General features: G+C 65.2%; 15 protein-coding genes, 1 tRNA gene and 1 other RNA gene. 13 read left to right on the top strand and 4 right to left on the bottom strand.

What is annotated here, in order from left to right:
* Nucleotides 1-22 precede the first annotated feature (22 nt).
* The 4 genes from pdhA (at nucleotide 23) to V6M39_RS10515 (ending at nucleotide 4,805) form a co-directional block, all read left to right on the top strand.
* A complete protein-coding gene (gene pdhA / locus V6M39_RS10530; RefSeq protein WP_332643774.1) occupies nucleotides 23-1,168 on the top strand; it encodes a pyruvate dehydrogenase (acetyl-transferring) E1 component subunit alpha in 1,146 nt (381 codons plus the stop codon).
* Nucleotides 1,165-2,139 carry an alpha-ketoacid dehydrogenase subunit beta gene (locus tag V6M39_RS10525; protein ID WP_332643773.1) on the top strand — a complete coding sequence of 325 codons (975 nt, stop codon included), beginning with the start codon at nucleotides 1,165-1,167 and terminating at the stop codon, nucleotides 2,137-2,139. Before pdhA ends, V6M39_RS10525 begins: the two co-directional genes overlap by 4 nt.
* The gene (locus V6M39_RS10520; protein WP_332643772.1) at nucleotides 2,139-3,488 is read left to right on the top strand and encodes a dihydrolipoamide acetyltransferase family protein; all 1,350 of its coding nucleotides are present in this window, start codon (nucleotides 2,139-2,141) and stop codon (nucleotides 3,486-3,488) included. The genes V6M39_RS10525 and V6M39_RS10520 overlap by 1 nt, the downstream gene beginning before the upstream one ends.
* A gap of 75 nt (nucleotides 3,489-3,563) precedes the next feature.
* Entirely contained in the window at nucleotides 3,564-4,805 is a 1,242-nt protein-coding gene (locus tag V6M39_RS10515) for an HNH endonuclease (protein ID WP_332643771.1), read from the top strand.
* 44 nt (nucleotides 4,806-4,849) lie between these two features.
* On the opposite strand, the gene V6M39_RS10510 is transcribed toward V6M39_RS10515, so the two are convergent.
* Nucleotides 4,850-5,323, bottom strand: a complete 474-nt coding sequence (locus V6M39_RS10510) for a PaaI family thioesterase (protein ID WP_332643770.1) — start codon at nucleotides 5,321-5,323, stop codon at nucleotides 4,850-4,852.
* 52 nt (nucleotides 5,324-5,375) lie between these two features.
* On the opposite strand from V6M39_RS10510, the gene V6M39_RS10505 reads away from it, so the two are divergent.
* Nucleotides 5,376-5,948, top strand: coding sequence for a TIGR00645 family protein (locus tag V6M39_RS10505; RefSeq protein WP_332643769.1), 573 nt, complete (start codon nucleotides 5,376-5,378; stop codon nucleotides 5,946-5,948).
* 44 nt (nucleotides 5,949-5,992) lie between these two features.
* On the top strand, nucleotides 5,993-7,291 hold the full coding sequence (locus tag V6M39_RS10500; RefSeq protein ID WP_332643768.1) for an MFS transporter: 1,299 nt from the start codon (nucleotides 5,993-5,995) through the stop codon (nucleotides 7,289-7,291).
* A gap of 42 nt (nucleotides 7,292-7,333) precedes the next feature.
* Here the strand turns inward: V6M39_RS10500 and V6M39_RS10495 are convergent.
* A tRNA-Ser gene (locus V6M39_RS10495) sits at nucleotides 7,334-7,418 on the bottom strand.
* A gap of 101 nt (nucleotides 7,419-7,519) precedes the next feature.
* Between V6M39_RS10495 and ffs the strand changes: the two genes are divergently transcribed.
* Nucleotides 7,520-7,616: signal recognition particle sRNA small type (ffs, locus tag V6M39_RS10490), an RNA gene on the top strand.
* A 2-nt stretch (nucleotides 7,617-7,618) separates the two neighbouring features.
* Here the strand turns inward: ffs and V6M39_RS10485 are convergent.
* Both V6M39_RS10485 and V6M39_RS10480 read right to left on the bottom strand, forming a co-directional pair.
* Nucleotides 7,619-8,752: an acyl-CoA dehydrogenase family protein gene (locus V6M39_RS10485; RefSeq protein WP_332643767.1), complete on the bottom strand. Its 1,134-nt coding sequence runs from the start codon at nucleotides 8,750-8,752 to the stop codon at nucleotides 7,619-7,621.
* A gap of 1 nt (nucleotide 8,753) precedes the next feature.
* Nucleotides 8,754-9,932 carry an acyl-CoA dehydrogenase family protein gene (locus tag V6M39_RS10480; protein ID WP_332643766.1) on the bottom strand — a complete coding sequence of 393 codons (1,179 nt, stop codon included), beginning with the start codon at nucleotides 9,930-9,932 and terminating at the stop codon, nucleotides 8,754-8,756.
* Between the two features lie 117 nt (nucleotides 9,933-10,049).
* Between V6M39_RS10480 and V6M39_RS10475 the strand changes: the two genes are divergently transcribed.
* Genes V6M39_RS10475 through V6M39_RS10450 form a run of 6 tightly spaced genes read left to right on the top strand, consistent with a single transcriptional unit; the run spans nucleotide 10,050 to nucleotide 16,981 of the window.
* Entirely contained in the window at nucleotides 10,050-10,175 is a 126-nt protein-coding gene (locus V6M39_RS10475) for a hypothetical protein (RefSeq protein WP_332643765.1), read from the top strand.
* A 12-nt stretch (nucleotides 10,176-10,187) separates the two neighbouring features.
* Nucleotides 10,188-11,036: an alpha/beta hydrolase gene (locus tag V6M39_RS10470; RefSeq protein WP_332643764.1), complete on the top strand. Its 849-nt coding sequence runs from the start codon at nucleotides 10,188-10,190 to the stop codon at nucleotides 11,034-11,036.
* Nucleotides 11,037-11,078: 42 nt separating this feature from the next.
* Entirely contained in the window at nucleotides 11,079-12,974 is a 1,896-nt protein-coding gene (locus V6M39_RS10465) for a DNA polymerase III subunit gamma and tau (RefSeq protein WP_332643763.1), read from the top strand.
* Nucleotides 12,931-15,588 (top strand): chorismate-binding protein, encoded by a 2,658-nt coding sequence (locus V6M39_RS10460; protein WP_332643762.1) that lies wholly within the window; start codon nucleotides 12,931-12,933, stop codon nucleotides 15,586-15,588. The genes V6M39_RS10465 and V6M39_RS10460 overlap by 44 nt, the downstream gene beginning before the upstream one ends.
* An 11-nt stretch (nucleotides 15,589-15,599) precedes the next feature.
* Nucleotides 15,600-16,211 (top strand): recombination mediator RecR, encoded by a 612-nt coding sequence (recR, locus tag V6M39_RS10455; protein WP_332643761.1) that lies wholly within the window; start codon nucleotides 15,600-15,602, stop codon nucleotides 16,209-16,211.
* Between the two features lie 38 nt (nucleotides 16,212-16,249).
* Nucleotides 16,250-16,981 carry a flavodoxin family protein gene (locus V6M39_RS10450; RefSeq protein ID WP_332643760.1) on the top strand — a complete coding sequence of 244 codons (732 nt, stop codon included), beginning with the start codon at nucleotides 16,250-16,252 and terminating at the stop codon, nucleotides 16,979-16,981.
* Nucleotides 16,982-17,160 lie beyond the last annotated feature (179 nt).

The raw sequence follows: 17,160 nt of genomic DNA, 5'->3' as shown, positions 1-17,160 counted from the left end.
GCCGCGTGATTGAGGGAGACGCATGAGCTTGACCACGCCAGACACCTACATGGCTGACGATCCAGCGGGAGACTTCCCGATCGTTCAGCTCCTGACGCCCGAGGGTGAGCGCGTCAGCCACCCCGAGTTCGCATACGAAGGCGACGACGAGAGCATCCGCGGCCTCTACCGCGACCTCGTCCTCATGCGCCGTGTCGACTTCGAGGCTCACGCGCTTCAGCGTCACGGCGAGATCGGTCTGTGGCCGCCGGCTCAGGGTCAGGAAGCCGCCCAGATCGGCTCGGGCCGCGCACTTCGCAAGCAGGACTTCGCGTTCCCCACCTATCGCGAGCACGGCGTCGCACTCTGCCGCGGAGTCGAACCGGGGCAGCTGGTCGGACTTTTCCGAGGCTCGGAGCTTGGCGGCTGGGACCCCAACGAGCATGGCATCGCGCTCTACAGCATCGTGATTGGCGCGCAGACCCTGCACGCGACCGGCTATGCGATGGGCCTGACTCTCGATGGAGCAGTCGGACACAACGACCCTGAGCGCGACGCCGCCGTCGTTGCCTACTTCGGCGATGGCGCGACCAGCGAGGGCAGTGTCAGCGAGGCCTTCGACTGGGCCGCGGTCTTCAACGCGCCGGTCGTGTTCTTCTGCCAGAACAACCAGTACGCGATCTCCGCTTCAACTGATCGGCAGACCCGGGGACCGATCGCTCAGCGGGCGGGAGGCTTCGGGTTCCGTGGACTGCGCGTCGACGGCAATGACGTCCTGGCGTGCCACGCCGTGACGAAGGCGGCGCTGCAGAAGGCACGTGACGGCGAGGGTCCGACTCTGATCGAGGCCTACACCTATCGCATGGGTGCGCACACCACCTCCGATGACCCGACCCGCTACCGCGAGACTTCCGAGGTCGAGACCTGGAAGCTCAAGGACCCGATCGAGCGCGTCAAGCGCTACCTGCAGGTGCACGGCACGCCTCAGGAGTTCTTCGACGCTCTTGAGGTCGAGGCCGAGGAGCTCGGCAAGAACCTCCGCGAGGCGTGCAAGGCGCTGCCGGAGCCCGATCTTGAATCGCTGTTCGACAAGATCTACGTCGACGGCGCGACCCCCGAGCTGCTTGAGCAGAAGGCCGCCTACATCGCCTTCAGAGACGGCCTCGAAACCGAAGGGACACCCGCATGACGAAGATGCCCCTCTCCAAAGGTTTGAACTCTGGACTGCGTGCGGCCATGGAGGCCGACGAGAAGGTCCTGATCATGGGCGAAGACGTTGGCCGACTCGGCGGCGTCTTCCGGATCACCGACGGGCTGCAGAAGGACTTCGGCGAGAGCCGTGTCATTGACTCTCCGCTGTCGGAGCAGGGCATCCTCGGCACCGCGGTCGGTATGGCGATGCGCGGCTACCGGCCCGTGCTCGAGATCCAGTTCGACGGCTTCGTCTACCCCGCGTACGACCAGATCGTCAGCCAGGTTGCCAAGTTCCACTTCCGCAGCGGCGGCAAGGTCAAGATGCCGATCGTCATCCGCATCCCGTTCGGCGGTGGCATTGGCGCGGTCGAGCACCACTCCGAGAGCCCAGAAGGGCAGTTCGCGCTGACCGCCGGACTCAAGGTCGTTTCATGCTCCAACGCCAACGACGCCTACTGGATGATCCAGCAGGCCATCGCCAGCGACGACCCGATCGTGTTCATGGAGCCCAAGCGCCGCTACTGGGACCAAGGTGAAGTCGACCTCGAGCACGATCCGTTCCCGCTGCACAAGTCCCGCATCGTTCGTGAAGGAACCGACGCGACGCTGATCGCGTACGGGCCGATGGTCAAGACCTGCCTGGAGTCCGCGGACGCTGCCGCCGAAGACGGAGTCAACCTCGAGGTCATAGACCTGCGCACGTTGTCGCCGCTCGACCTCGACCCGGTCTATGACTCCGTACGCAAGACGGGTCATGCCGTTGTCGTGCACGAGGCCGCCCAGACCTTGGGACTCGGCGCCGAGATCTCCGCACGCATCACCGAGCGCTGCTTCTACAGCCTCGAGGCGCCGGTCCTCCGCGTCACGGGCTACGACTTGCCCTATCCGCCGAGCCGGGTCGAGGAAGAGTTCCTGCCGGGACTCGACCGCGTGCTCGACGCCGTCGACCGTTCGCTGGAGTACTGATGAGTGAGTTCAAGCTTCCCGACGTCGGTGAAGGCCTGACCGAGGCAGAGATCGTTCTCTGGAAGGTCAAGGTCGGCGACGTCATCAAGGTCAACGACATCATCGTCGACATCGAGACGGCCAAGTCGATCGTTGAGCTGCCCAGCCCGTACGAAGGCACCATCGATGCGCTGCTCGTCGCCGAAGGAGAGACGGTCGCGGTCGGCACACCGATCATCCGGATCCTGTCCGCGGATGAAGCCGCAGCGCCTGCTGTAGCTGCGCCCGCAGTGACCGCACCGACGGCCAGCGACTTCTCGACCCCCGAGTTCATCGGCGCACCCGCCGTCGAGGGGTCCGCCCAGGCCGCAGAGCCGTCCGCCCAGCCGGAGGAGCGCCAGAAGGTGCTCGTCGGCTACGGACCGCGCTCATCGTCCCTCAAGCGTCGCGCTCGCAAGGGTGCAGTGGCATCGGTCGACACCGAGAAGGTCGCTCAGCACAAGCCGTTGCGAGCGCTGGCCAAGCCGCCCGTACGCAAGCTCGCCAAGGACCTCGGCATCGACCTCGGCTCCGTCCCGAGCGCCGGCGAGATCATCACCCGCGCGGATGTCGAGGCGTTCGCCGGACTCACTGAGACACCGAATGCTCCCGCGGCCCGACCGTCGTCAGCAGGCGACGTACGCGTGCCGATCAAGGGCGTCCGCAAGATGACTGCCGCCGCCATGGTGTCGTCGGCCTTCACCGCGCCGCACGTCACCGAGTGGGTCACGCTCGATGTCACCCGGACGATGGATCTGGTCAAGCAACTCAAGAAGGACCCCGCGTTCAAGGACGTACGGGTCTCGCCACTTTTGATCGTCGCGAAGGCAGTGCTGCTCGCCATGAAGCACACACCGGAGATCAACTCGACGTGGGACGAAGCCGCTCAGGAGATCGTGCTCAAGGGCTCGGTCAACCTCGGCATCGCTGCGGCAACCCCGCGCGGACTGGTCGTACCCAATGTCGTCGGCGCTGACTCGATGACGATGGTCGAGCTGGGACAGGCGTTCGGTGAGCTGATCACCACGGCCCGCGACGGCAAGACGCAGCCTGCTCAGATGACTGGCGGATCGTTCACGATCACCAACATCGGAGTGTTCGGCATCGACGCCGGCACACCGATCCTCAACCCGGGCGAAGCCGGCATCCTCGCCGTCGGTGCCATCAACAAGCGCCCCTGGGTGGGAGACAACGATGAGATCGTCGCCCGCTGGGTCACGACGTTGGCACTGAGCTTCGATCACCGTCTGGTCGACGGCGAGCAGGGCTCGCACTTCCTTGCGGATGTCGCTGCGATCCTGCGCGATCCGGCAGTTGCGTTGACCTACTAGGTGTGGATTTCCCCTGCATCCACAGGGGTTTCATCTGCTCAAACTGTTGTCGGTGGTGCGTTCTAGGTTGGAAGTATGTTCACCGAAGTCGCCACCGAGGACGTCCTGAGGGTCGTCCGCGCGCACGATTTCGGGGACGAGCCAGAGCACCATTTCGGTGCTGCGCGCATTGACGCGATCGTGGCTCTCGAGCGGTTGGTACGAGCAGCGCAAGCTGAGCAGGCCGCCCAGATCGCAGCCCTCCACGATGACAGGGCTGAGGACATGGGCATCGGTCGTGGTGACCCCACGTTGTCGGTGATCGGCGAGGTCGCGATGGCCCGCAACATTGGCCCGTCAGCTGCTGGCACCCAGGTCGGTCTCGCACTCGGGCTCAAGCGTCTGCCGTTGGTTGCGAAGCTGTTCGCTGACGGCACCATTCCGCAGGCTGTTGCTCAGGCTGTCGTCAACGAGTCTGTCTGCCTCGCCGTCGATGACTCGGTCGTGTTCGACGGTGAGATCTCTCCACAGTTGCCAGGTTTGACCGCCAAGAAGGCGGCCAAGGCGGCCCGGCGTGAGGTGGTGCGGATCGATGTCGAAGCCGCTCGTGAGCGTGCCGAACGCAACCGTGCCGACCAGCGGGTGACGATGTTTCCCGATACGGATGGTGTCGCGATCCTGCAGGTGCGTGGACCAGCCGAACAGATGCTTGCCGCTCACAACTCCCTCGACTCGTGGGCCCGCGGACTCCGCTCTGCCGGTGACGAACGCACGATCGGCCAGATCATGGCCCAGACACTGGTCGAACGGGTCACCGGGCTTGCCCATGCTGATGCGATCGATGTTGAGATCCAGCTCGTCATGGACGCACCCACCATGCTCGGACAAGACGGCGAACCGGTCGATCTCGTCGGCTACGGGCCGATCAGCCCTGACATCGCGGATGACCTCATCGCCCACGCACCCAACCCGTCGATCCGCCGGCTGCTGACCGATCCGGTCGACGGGACCCTTCTTGTCCGTGAACCGCGTCGCCGCCGTTTCGACTCACTCACCCGCAGCCACATCCGCGCCCGCGACCGCCTGTGCCGTATGCCTGGTTGCGACGCCAAGATCCGCGATGACGACCACATTCACGACCATTCGCGCGGCGGTGTCACCACCCACCAAAACGGTCAAGGACTCTGCAAGCGATCCCACACCATCAAGTCCCTGCCCGGTTGGAAGGTCACGACCGAAGGCAGGACGACGATCTGGCAAACGCCAACCGGCCACACCTACCGCAGCGACCCACCACCCTTGCTACCCCGCAACCAACCAGGCCATCTACGCCAATAGGGAAACACAAGCGGGCTTGCCGGGTCCCATTCAGACACCTTGGATCAGGACGGGAGCTGAGCGAGCATGTAGGTCGCTGTCGCGCGCGCGAGGTCCCGGCCTTCAGCGTCGCAGATCACGCACTCGGCACTCAGGATCAGGCGCCCGCGATGCACAACTGTGGCGCGGGCCGTCAGTGGGCCACTTTTCGGTTGACGGAAGTAGCGGATGTGCATGTCGGTGGTGACCTGGATGTGCCCTGTGCCGTCCAGCGACCGGGTCAGTGCCAAGGCGGCAGTCACGTCGGCGAATGTAGCGAGCATGCCGCCGTGCACAGTTCCAAGACGCGATCCTGCCGTGTCCGCATTCAGTTCCATTGTCGTCTCAGCCGAGTCCTCGGTGATCCCAACGATCGTGATCCCCATGCGATCGTGAAGGCGAACCAGCTCACGATTCAAGATCGTGGCGGTCTCGAGATCGCCTGCGTTCAGGGCTTCCATGGCCCGCGCAATAACTGATGGTTCAACATCGTCCGACATCTGCCCAACTTAATGGCGACCAGTTGCGCTGACCTATTAGTATCGGCGACCTATGTCGAACTTGCAGAACGATCCAAAAGAGCGCCACCTCGCCAACCTTGTCGGATCAACGATCTTTCTCAGCCGCTGGCTGCAGGCACCGCTCTACCTCGGGCTCATCGTGGCTCAGGGCGTGTACGTCGTGCTGTTCTGGAAAGACCTGATCCACCTCATCCAGGACTTCACGTCACTGGGCGAGGAAGACATCATGCTGATCGTCCTCGGCCTGGTCGACGTGGTGATGATCGCGAACCTGCTGATCATGGTCATCATCGGCGGCTACGAGACGTTCGTGTCGCGCATCAAGATGCAGGGGCACCCTGACCAGCCCGAGTGGTTGTCACACGTCAACCCCAACGTGCTCAAGGTCAAGCTCGCGATGTCGATCATCGGCATCTCCTCGATCCACCTGCTCAAGACGTTCATCGAGACTCACTCGTACTACCGCGACGGATCGCACGTCTCCGATCCTGGCGAGATGATCATGTGGCAGGTGCTGATCCACATGGCGTTCATCTTCTCGGCGATCGGCTTGGCGCTGATCGATCGGCTGCAGGCTCCGACGCCCGCACGCGCTCCGCACTGATCTGCGCGTCAGCTGCTCAGGTCGCTGCGCTCTAGTCTTGGTTGGTGACCGACGCCAGCCCACAACAGCGAGGCGCGCTGGTCGTATGGTTCGTCGGGCTGCTGGTCTACCTGCTCGCGGTGTTCCATCGCTCGTCGCTTGCGGTCGCGGGTCTGGCCGCAACCGAGCGGTTCGACATCTCAGCCGCCCAGCTGTCGACGTTCACGATGCTGCAGCTTCTGGTCTACACGGCCATGCAGATCCCGGTCGGACTGATTCTCGATCGCTTCGGCTCACGCCGCGTCATGCTCACCGGCTTGGTGACGCTGACGGCGGCGCAGACGTTGTTCGCGATCGCCGACACGTACGCGGTCGCCCTCATCGCACGAGTCATCGTTGGCGTCGGCGACGCCATGATCTTCGTATGTCTTCTCCGCCTGGTGAACACCTGGTTCGTACCCCGGCGCATCCCGTTGTTCACGCAGATGACCGGGGTGCTCGGCCAGCTCGGAGCCATCATCGCGGCCGTGCCGATGACGTTGGCGCTGCGCGAGCTCGGCTGGACCAAGGCGTACCTCCTTGCCGCTGCGATCGGCCTCGTCCTGCTGGTCGCACTCCTGGTGTTCATCCGAGACTCACCGGCGGAGCGATCCGCGAGCGGTCCGGCGATGTCGCTCACCACAATCCGACGCAGCCTGGGTGAGTCGTGGGAGCACCCCGGCACTCGCCTCGGACTATGGACGCACTTCACGACGCAGTTCAGCGCCACGACGCTCGGTCTGCTGTGGGGCTATCCGTTCTTCGTACGTGGCGAGAACCTGACGTCCGGACAGGCCGGAGCCCTGCTCACGATCCTGGTGGTCGCGGTCATGGCGGCAGGGCCGGTGCTGGCGTGGTTCATCACGCGACACCCGTGGCATCGATCGACTCTCGTGCTCGGGATCGTCTCGGCGATCGTCGTCATGTGGACGATCGTGCTGACCTGGCGAGGCGACGCACCGTTCTGGCTGCTCGTGCTCCTGATGGTCGCGGTGGGCGTCGGCGGTCCGGCCTCGATGATCGGCTTCGACTTCGGACGCTCGTTCAATCCCGAGCACCGCATGGGTGCGGCAATCGGCATCATCAACCAGGGCGGGTTCTTCGCCAGCCTCGTGCTGGTCATCGCTATCGGCATCATCCTCGACTGGCGAACGCCCGGCGGCAGCACGGCGTACACGCCCTCGGCATTCCGCTGGGCGATGTCGTTCCAGTACGTGCTCTGGGGGATCGGGCTCGTGCAGATCTGGCGCTACCGGGTGCAGGTACGAGCCGTGATCATGCGCGACGAACCCGAGGCGTACGGCCGTACCCGCGAGCTCGGCTAGGACGACAGAAGCCCGCCTCAATGAGACGGGCTTCAACATCGGCGGAGGATAGGGGATTCGAACCCCTGAGAGCTTTCACTCAACCCGCTTTCCAAGCGAGCGCACTAGGCCACTATGCGAATCCTCCGCGGACGAGGTTACCGGTCGGACTGGTCCCCGGACGAATCGGTACCGCGAGAGCGGAGTCCGACCGAGTTGGGCCGTGCTCCAATGGCTCCGTATGATGGAGTCAGCCCCTCGCGCGGCGACACATCACCCAACTCCCCCAGGGCCGGAAGGCAGCAAGGGTCAGTGAGCTCTGTCGGGTGCGCGAGGGGTCCTTTGCGCTTAGGGCAGTGGCTCGATGACCGTGTGGTCGTCGAGCCTCGTGACCAGCTCCGCCAGGTGGTGGCGACCATCGCCGAGTGTGTGGTCGATCGCCGTGAGTCGGCTGGTGAAGTGGCCAACGCTGTACTCCGCCGTCATACCGATGCCGCCGTGCAGCTGGATCGCTTCCTTGCCGATGTGGCGCCCAGCCTTGCTGACCTGGAGCTTGGCGCGCGACGCCGCTTCGAGGGCATCTCCTCCATCGAGCAGCACCAGCGTCGCCCAGGTGACGACACTGCGGGCGAGCTCGAGCTCGACGTACATGTCGGCCGCCCGGAACGTGAGCGCCTGGAACGTGCTCAGCGGTACGCCGAACTGCTTGCGCGTCTTGAGGTACTCCGTCGTCTGCTCCAACGCGGTCTGCATGGCGCCGAGCGACTCGTGCCCGTAGGCGATCTGCGCTTCGGCGATGACCTTGGCGATGACTGCCGACTGGTCCCCGACTTCACCCAGCGGAGTCGCCGGTGTCGCCTTGAGACCGATGCGTGCGGCGCGGCCGCCTTCGAACGTCGCGTAGCCGTCGCGGGTCAGACCTTCAGCGTCGGGCTTGACCAGGAAGAGGCCGGTGCCGCCGTCGATGGCGGCGCTGACGATCAGCAGATCAGCACGTGCTCCACCGATGACGGGCTCCTTGACGCCGGTCAGCGTCCAGGCGTCGCCGCTCGTGGTCGCCGTGACGCCGGTGGCCGTCTCGCTGTAACGCTGGCCGGGCTCGTTGTGGGCGAACGCGGGCACGAGGGCACCCTCGGACAGTGCGCCAAGGATCTCGGCACGCTGCTCGCCTGTGCCTGCTGCAGCCACAAGTCCACCGGCGAGCACGACCGCTTCGACGTACGGCTCGGGCGCGATGACTCGTCCGATCTCCTCGGCGACGATCGAGACCTCGACCGGACCTGCGCCCATACCGCCATCGGCCTCGGCGAACGGCAGACCCAGTGCGCCCATCTCGGCGAGCTGCGCCCAAACCTTCTCCTCCCAGCCGTGTTCTAGCTTGGTGGCCTCGCGACGAGTCTCAGAGGACTCGTACGACTTGCCCAGCAGTCCGCGTACGGCGTCGCGCAGCGCGACCTGTTCTGCATCGAGTGTGAAATCCATGTCAGCCCCTCAGTCCCAGGATTGTGCCGGCGATGATCGTGCGCTGCACTTCGTTGGAGCCGCCATAGATGGAGGCCTTGCGGAAGTTGAGGTAGTACGGAGTCGACACCTTGTTCCAGTCGGCCAGATCGGACTCAGGACCGGCGCCGGACGCCAGCGATGCCGGACCGCCCATGTCGACGTACAGCTCGGTGACTGCCTGCTGCAGCTCAGTGCCGCGCAGCTTGAGCACTGACGACGCCGGGTGCGGCTTGCCGTCGGCGGAGTGTGCCACTACGCGTAGTGCCGTCAGCTCCAGTGCGAGCAGCTCGTTCTCCAGATCTGCGATCTGCGAGGCGTACAGCGGATCTTCGAGCAGCGAGGTGCCACCGGGCCCCGCCGTCTTGGCGTATTCCTTGGCGGCCGCGAGCGAACGTTTGGTTGCTCCGACCGGCGCGACGCCGACTCGCTCGTTGCCGAGGAGGAACTTCGCGTAGTCCCAGCCCTTGTTCTCCTCGCCCACGAGGTTCTCGGCGGGCACGCGGACGTTGTCGAAGAACACCTCGTTGACCTCGAAGCCACCGTCGATCAGCTCGATCGGGCGAACCGTGACGCCGGGGGTGGTCATGTCGATCAGAAGGAACGAGATGCCGGCCTGCTTCTTGGCCTCAGGATCGGTGCGGACCAGGTTGAAGATCCAGTCGCCGTACTGGCCGAGCGTCGTCCAGGTCTTCTGGCCGTTGACGACGTACTCATCGCCTTCCTTGACCGCGGTGGTGCGGAGCGAGGCGAGGTCGGAACCGGCATCCGGCTCGGAGAATCCCTGCGACCACCAGATGTCGAGGTTGGCCGTCTTGGGCAGGAAGCGTTCCTTGAGCTCCTGCGAGCCGAAGGCGGCGATGACCGGCCCGACCATTCCGGCGTTGAACGCCAGGGGGATCGGCACGTTGGCGAGCTGCATCTCCTCATGCCAGATGTGTCGCTGCAGGGGAGTCCAGTCCTTGCCGCCCCACTCGACCGGCCAATTGGGCACGGCGATGCCAGCAGCGTTGAGTGTCTGCTGCGCCTCGACGATCTGCTCCTTGGTGAGCTCATGTCGAGCCGCGACGGTGTCGCGGATCTCCTTGGACACCTTGGTCGTGAAGAACTCGCGCATTTCCTCGCGGAATGCGACGTCCTCGTCAGACAGCTGAAGTCTCATGCTCGGCTCCTGTAACTTTCTGCACCGTGAGTGCAACTTCATCGTAGGCTCAGCATCGTACGCCTCGTTTGCTACCCAGAGTAAGTTCAACCCGCACGCACGGCAGGAGGAGATGGCATGACTGACTGGATCGCTGACGACCTCGGTGAGGGGTACGAGCAGCTGACGATCCCTTTGGGCACCGACCCTGATGGTGAAGGCACGATCGAAGCCACCCTCGTTCGGCGAACACCGCCGGCGTAGGTCGAAGCCGCCGTGATCTACGTGCACGGATTCAGCGACTACTTCTTCCAGACCGAGCTCGCCGACTTCTTCGCCGACCGCGGCTTCGCGTTCTATGCGCTTGACCTGCGCAAATGCGGTCGCTCGCGTCGCGAAGGGCATACGGGCCACTTCGTCTCCGACCTGTCGCTGTACGACAAGGAGCTCGACCGGGCGCTCGCGATCGTCCGTGAAGAGACCGGGGGCAAGCCTGTCGTCTTGTCAGGCCACTCGACGGGAGGCCTGGTCCTCGCGCTGTGGCTCGATCGACTCAACAAGAAGCCGGGCGGATCGGCTGGCGCCGGCATCGTCGGACTCATCCTCAACAGCCCGTGGTTCGACCTTCAGGGCAAGGCCTGGATGCGGTCGGTGGGCACCAAGGCGATCGCCGGCGTTGCGAGGGTCAAGCCAACGACTCCGATCAACCTTCCGGAAACCGATGCGTACGGCACCAGCCTGCACGTGAGTGCCCACGGTGAGTGGGAGTTCAACACCGCGTTCAAGCCGCTCAACGGATTCCCGGTCACGTTCGGCTGGCTGACGGCGATACGCCGCGGCCACGCTCAGCTGCACAAGGGGCTCGACGTCGGAGTGCCGTCGCTGGTGCTCCGATCGTCCAAGACCAGGTTCGCTCGTACGTGGTCCGAGGCCGTCGATGAAGCCGATGCGGTGCTCGACGTGAAGCAGATCGCCCGATGGGCTGGCTGCCTCGGCAATGCGCTGACCTCGCTGCCGATCGAGAACGCCAGACACGACGTTTTCATCTCCAAGGACAAGCCGCGCAAGGCGGCGTACGCGGCTGTCGACACCTGGCTGCGCGCCTCCGCACTGATCCCTTCATGATCGGGGTCGTCAGCGTCGTACGAGGTCTATAGAGTTCACGACGTGGATGCCCCCCTTGCTCTCTATCGCCGCTACCGGCCGGAGACGTTTGCCGAGGTGATCGGGCAGGACCACGTCACCGAGCCCTTGCGACATGCGCTCGCCGCCAACAAGGTCAATCACGCCTACCTGTTCTCCGGGCCACGCGGCTGCGGCAAGACGACCAGTGCGCGCATCCTTGCCCGCGCCCTCAACTGTGAGAAGGCGCCCGTATCCGAACCGTGCGGCGAGTGCCAGAGCTGTCGCGACCTGGCTCGCGGTGGGCCCGGAAGCATCGACGTCATCGAGATCGACGCGGCCAGCCATGGCGGTGTCGACGATGCCCGTGACCTGCGCGAACGCGCCTTCTTCGCCCCGGTCAGCAGCCGCTACAAGGTCTACATCATCGACGAGGCCCACATGGTCTCGCCGCAGGGCTTCAACGCACTGCTCAAGCTGGTCGAAGAGCCGCCGCCGCACCTCAAGTTCATCTTCGCGACGACTGAGCCCGACAAGGTCATCGGCACGATCAAGTCCCGTACGCACCACTACCCGTTCCGCCTGGTGCCGCCCAAGATCCTCGGCGACTACCTCCTTGAGCTCTGCAAGTCCGAGGACGTCAAGCTCGAGCCCAACGCTCTTCCGCTCGTCGTACGCGCTGGTCAGGGCTCGGTCCGAGACACCCTCAGCGTGCTCGACCAGCTGCTCGGCGGCGCCGGCCCCGAGGGCGTCACCTACGACATCGCCGTCCAGCTGCTCGGCTACACGCCCGACTCGCTGCTCGACGAAGCGATTGATGCGTTCGCGGCCAGCGATGGCGCGACCGTGTTTGGCGTCGTCGACAAGATCATCGAGTCGGGTCAGGATCCGCGCCGATTCGCCGAAGACTTCCTGCAGCGGCTGCGCGATCTCGTCATCGTCGCCGCCGTGCCGGATGCGTTGTCCACCGGTCTGCTCGACGTCCCGGGCGATCGCGCCGAACGACTGTTGTCCCAGGCCAGCGGATTCGGCCCGTCTGAGCTCACGCGCGCGGCTGACATCGTCAATGCGGCGCTGATGGAGTTCCGTGGAGCCACCGCCCCGCGCCTGCTGCTCGAGCTGATGTGCGCGCGCATCCTCGTACCCGGATCCGACAACTCGACCCAGGGATTCCAGGCCCGCCTCGATCGCCTGGAGCGCCGCCTCTCGATCGACGGCGGAGCAGCTCCCGCACCAGCCGCGTCCACGCCGACACCCGCTCCGGCAGCTCCTGTCGAGGCGGCACCTCCTGTCGAGCCGCCCCCGCCGGTCGAGGTGGCCGAGGGAGTCGCGCCGGTCGAACCCATGGAGAGCCCGCAGCCTGAGGTCGCGGTCGAGGCAGCCCTTGCTGAGCTCGGGCCCGAGCCGGTGCCTGCCGCCCCCGCTGGGTCCATGACGATCGCGGACGTACGCCGCCTGTGGCCTGACGTGCTCGACAAGATTCGCGAGCTGCGCCGCTTCGCCTGGGTGATGTTGAGCCAGAACGCCCAGGTCATGTCGCTCGACGGCACAACGCTGACGATCGCGTTGGTCAACCCCGGTGCTCGCGACTCGTTCGTCAGCAGCCGGTCGGACGAATACGTCCAGCAGGCACTGCACTCGGTGCTCGGTGTGTCCTGGACGATCGATGCGATCGTCGATCCGAGCGCTCGCCCTGCCGCTTCCACACCCCCGACGACCGAGCTTGCGCCTGAGCCAGCCGAGCCTCAAGCCCCGACACCACCTCGCGCGTCGGCTGCCGCACGTGAAGCTATGAACGAGCAGCCGTCGGCCGAGGACAGCAACCCCGATGCATCCGCAGATCGCGATGACCCTGTCGTCGACAACGAGGACATCGACCCTGAGCTGTTGTTGAGCCGTGAGCTGGGGGCGGAAGTCATTGGCGAGACCACCGGGGACTGAGCCGATACGTCGTCGGCTCGACATCACGCTCGAACCGCTCGACGTTCTCCGCCGGTTCCGCGATCGCGAACGCCTGGTCGCGTTGATTGGCGCGTGGCATCACGGTGAAGCACTCATCGCGTTCGATCCGACGGACGTACTCACAGGCGACCCGTTCAGGGGCATCGACCTGCCACCCAGCGAGGGTGAAGGATTCTTCGGCGGCTGGATCGGCGCGTGGGGCTATCAGCTCGGCCGCCTGATCGAAGAGCTGCCTGACATACCGCCGCGTCGCATCCCACAGCCCGATCACCGCATCGCGTTCTACGACCACGTGCTCCGGCTCACCGATGGCGTGTGGTGGCACGAGTCGCTCAGCGCCGACAGAGATCGTGACGGCAATATCGATGCGATCCTTGCCGGCGAGCCGAGTGGTGCAGAGCCGTACGAGGTCGGCGCGTTCGAGATGACGCCGACGCCTGCGCTGCACCAGGACGCGTTGCGTACGGTGCTCGACCACATCGCGGCGGGTGACATCTTCCAGGCCAACCTCTGCACCAGACTCGAGTCTCCGTTCAGCGGCGACCCGCTCGATGTGTTCTGCGCAGGCGTCGACGCCCTGCGGCCCGCCTACGCGGCCTACGTCTCCAGTCCCGAGGGTGCACTCGCGAGCATGTCGCCCGAGCTGTTCCTCCGACGTACCGGCGACGAAGTCCTGACCTCGCCCATCAAGGGCACGGCATCCCTCGACACCGATCCGGCCGAGCTGGTCAGCTCCTCCAAGAACCGGGCCGAGAACATCATGATCGTCGATCTGATGCGCAACGATCTCGGACGCGTGAGCGTGCCCGGATCCGTGCGTGTACCCGCGATCACCCGAGCCGAGCGTCACGCGGTCTGGCACCTGGTCTCCGACGTCGTCGGTCACGTCAGCCGGGGTGTTCTCGACTCCGACCTGTTGCGCGCGACGTTCCCGCCCGGCTCTGTGACAGGCGCCCCCAAGGTTCGGGCGATGGAGATCATCAACGAGCTCGAGGCGACCGGCCGTGAGGCCTACACCGGCTCGATCGGCCACGTCAGCGCTTCGGCCGGGCTCGAGATGAACGTCGCGATCCGTACGTTCGAGATCGCTGGCGACCGTATTTGGCTCGGTGTGGGCGGAGGGATCGTCGCCGATTCGACGCCCGAAGGCGAGTACGCCGAGTGCTTGGTCAAGGCCCGTCCACTCATCGAGGCGATCGGCGGGAGTCTCGAGCTGACGGCCGAGATGCCGTCGGACGAGGGCTCGGCCGTCGATGTTGCCGAGCGGGTCGACCCGACCGTCGACGTGACGCAGGGCATCTACGACACGTTGCTCGTTGAGGACGGCGTCGTGATCGACATCGATGCCCACCTCGCCCGGCTCGATGCCAGCGTCCGGTCGGTCTATGGTTCGACGATCCGAGCCGGTCTCGACGAAGCCGTGCTGCGCCGTGCCTCAGGGCTGAGTGGTCGTCAGCGTCTGCGTATCGATGCCGTGCCGCATGACGGCGAAGTGCGCGTCACGATGAGCAGCCGCACCATCGACGATGACGCAGCGTCCTGGACGCTGGAGCCGCGGACGATCGCCGGTGGATTCGGCCAGCACAAATGGAGCGATCGCCGAGCACTTGAGCATGGGAGTGCACCGGACCGCGACCTTCTGCTCGTGGCCGAAGACGGTGCCGTCCTTGAGACGGCGCGAGCGAGTGTCTTCGTCGTTCACGACGACGGTGTCCACACCCCGCCGGTCGATGACCGCATCCTCCCCGGCACCGCTCGTGCACGCGTCATTGAGATCCTTCGCGACGCTGGCGTCCCCGTCTTCCAGCGGCGCCTGACGCTCGACGACCTCAGTCGCGCGACAGAGGTGTTCGTCGCCAACTCGCTGCGCGGAGTCGTTCCCGTCCGATCGGTCGAAGGCATTGGCGAATGGAGTGTGGGTCGTACGACCGAATGGCTCCGCGATCAGCTCTGGTCCTTCTGGCTAGGCCGCGGCGCGGCAGGATCTGCACCACTGCAGGCAACCGTCGGCGAGGCCAAGGTCCTCTTCATCGACAACTACGACTCGTTCGTCTACAACCTCGTGCAGTACGTCGGCGAGCTCGGAGCGACCGCCGAGGTGGTCCGCAATGACGCGATCACCGTCGACGAGCTCGTCGCAGCGCGTGAGCGAGGCGAGTTCACCCACCTGATCGTCTCGCCCGGACCTGGCACGCCCGCCGACGCGGGCATCAGCATCGAGGCGATCCGTCGGCTCGGCCCGACAACGCCGACTCTCGGCGTATGCCTCGGTCACCAGGCGATCGGCGAGGTCTACGGTGCGACGGTCGTCCGCGCTCCCGAGATCGTGCACGGCAAACCGTCGCTGGTGCACCACGACGGTCTCGGCGTCTACGCAGGACTGCCCACGCCGCTGGTTTGCGCGCGCTATCACTCTCTCGTCATCGACCCCGAAACGCTGCCGGATGACCTCGAAGCGACGGCACATACGGCTTCCGGCATCCTCATGGGAGTCCGCCACCGGACGCATCCAGTGGAGGGTGTTCAGATGCACCCCGAATCCATCCTGACGGCGCGCGGCCACGACATGCTCCAGTCCTTCCTCGCCACCTAGACTGTTCACCTATGTATGACGGCGTGATTCAGGATCTGATCGATGAGCTTGGGCGACTCCCCGGCATCGGTCCCAAGAGCGCGCAACGCATCGCCTTCTTCCTGCTCGACTCCGACCCAGAAGACGTACGCCGCTTCGCCGCGACGCTGACCGAGGTCAAGGCCAAAGTCCACTTCTGCTCGATCTGCGGCAATGTCACGGTGGACACCGAATGCCGCATCTGCGCTGACCCGCGCCGCGACCTCAGCGTGCTGTGCGTCGTCGAGGAGTCCAAGGACGTCGTCGCGATCGAACGTACGCGTGAGTTCCGCGGCCGCTATCACGTGCTCGGCGGCGCTATTTCGCCGATCGCGGGCATCGGACCCGACCAGCTGCGCATCAAGGAGCTGCTCCAGCGCCTTCAGGACGGCGCTGTCACCGAGGTCATCATCGCCACCGACCCCAACCTCGAGGGCGAGGCGACGGCGACCTACCTGATCCGCATGCTGTCGCCGTACGGACTGCGCGTGAGCAAGCTCGCCAGCGGTCTGCCGGTGGGCGGCGACCTCGAGTACGCCGACGAGCTCACCCTCGGTCGCGCGTTCGAAGGCCGCACCACCATCGGCAACGCTGCCGCCAGCTGACGCTTGCCAGCCCGGCTGGAGCAGGATCACACTCAGTCATGCCAACTTCACCGCCAGACTTCAGTGACCTCAGCGCCGTCTTCATCAACGCGACGCTCAAGAAGTCGCCTGAGATCAGCAACACCGAGGCGCTGGTCGACAAGAGCGCTGACATCATGACCGGCCACGGCGTCAGCGTCACCAAGATCCGCGCGATCGACCACAAGATCGCCACGGGCGTCTATCCAGACATGACCGAGCACGGCTGGGTCGTCGATGAGTGGCCCGGCATCCTCGACCAGATCATGGCGGCCGAGATCCTCGTGCTGGCCGGACCGATCTGGCTCGGCGACAACTCCAGCATCATGAAGCAGGTCATCGAACGGCTCTACTCCGCTTCGAGCATCCTCAACGACGACGGCCAATACGCTTTCTACGGCAGGGTCGGAGGGTGCGTCATCACGGGCAACGAGGATGGCATCAAGCACTGCGCCATGAACGTCCTCTACAGCCTGCAACACGTCGGCTTCACGATCCCGCCGCAGGCCGACGCCGGCTGGATCGGCGAGGCAGGTCCCGGCCCGTCCTATCTCGACAAGGGATCCGGCGGTCCCGAGAACGACTTCACCAACCGCAACACGACGTTCATGACGTACAACCTCATGCACGCGGCGAAGCAGCTCAAGGATGCCGGCGGCATACCGGCGTACGGGAACCAGCGCACCGTGTGGGACGCGGGTGTCCACTCGTACGTGAAGGACTCCGGCTCACCCAATCCCGAGTATCGCTAGTCATCTGACCGATATTCGCTGTCTCGCGGCAGGATCGCGGCTGCTGCCGATGCGGCCCTACCGGTAGACTGAGCGGGCGCAGCGTCGCGCATCCGTACATCACCACCCAGTCAGGAACGGGCTCGTGGGCATTGTCGTCCAGAAGTACGGCGGCTCCTCGGTTGCCGACGCAACCAGCA

Source organism: Aeromicrobium sp. (assembly GCF_036675695.1).
GTDB lineage: Bacteria > Actinomycetota > Actinomycetes > Propionibacteriales > Nocardioidaceae > Aeromicrobium.
Note: the sequence above shows the minus strand (reverse complement) of the source record. Positions and strands in the feature narration are given on the sequence as shown.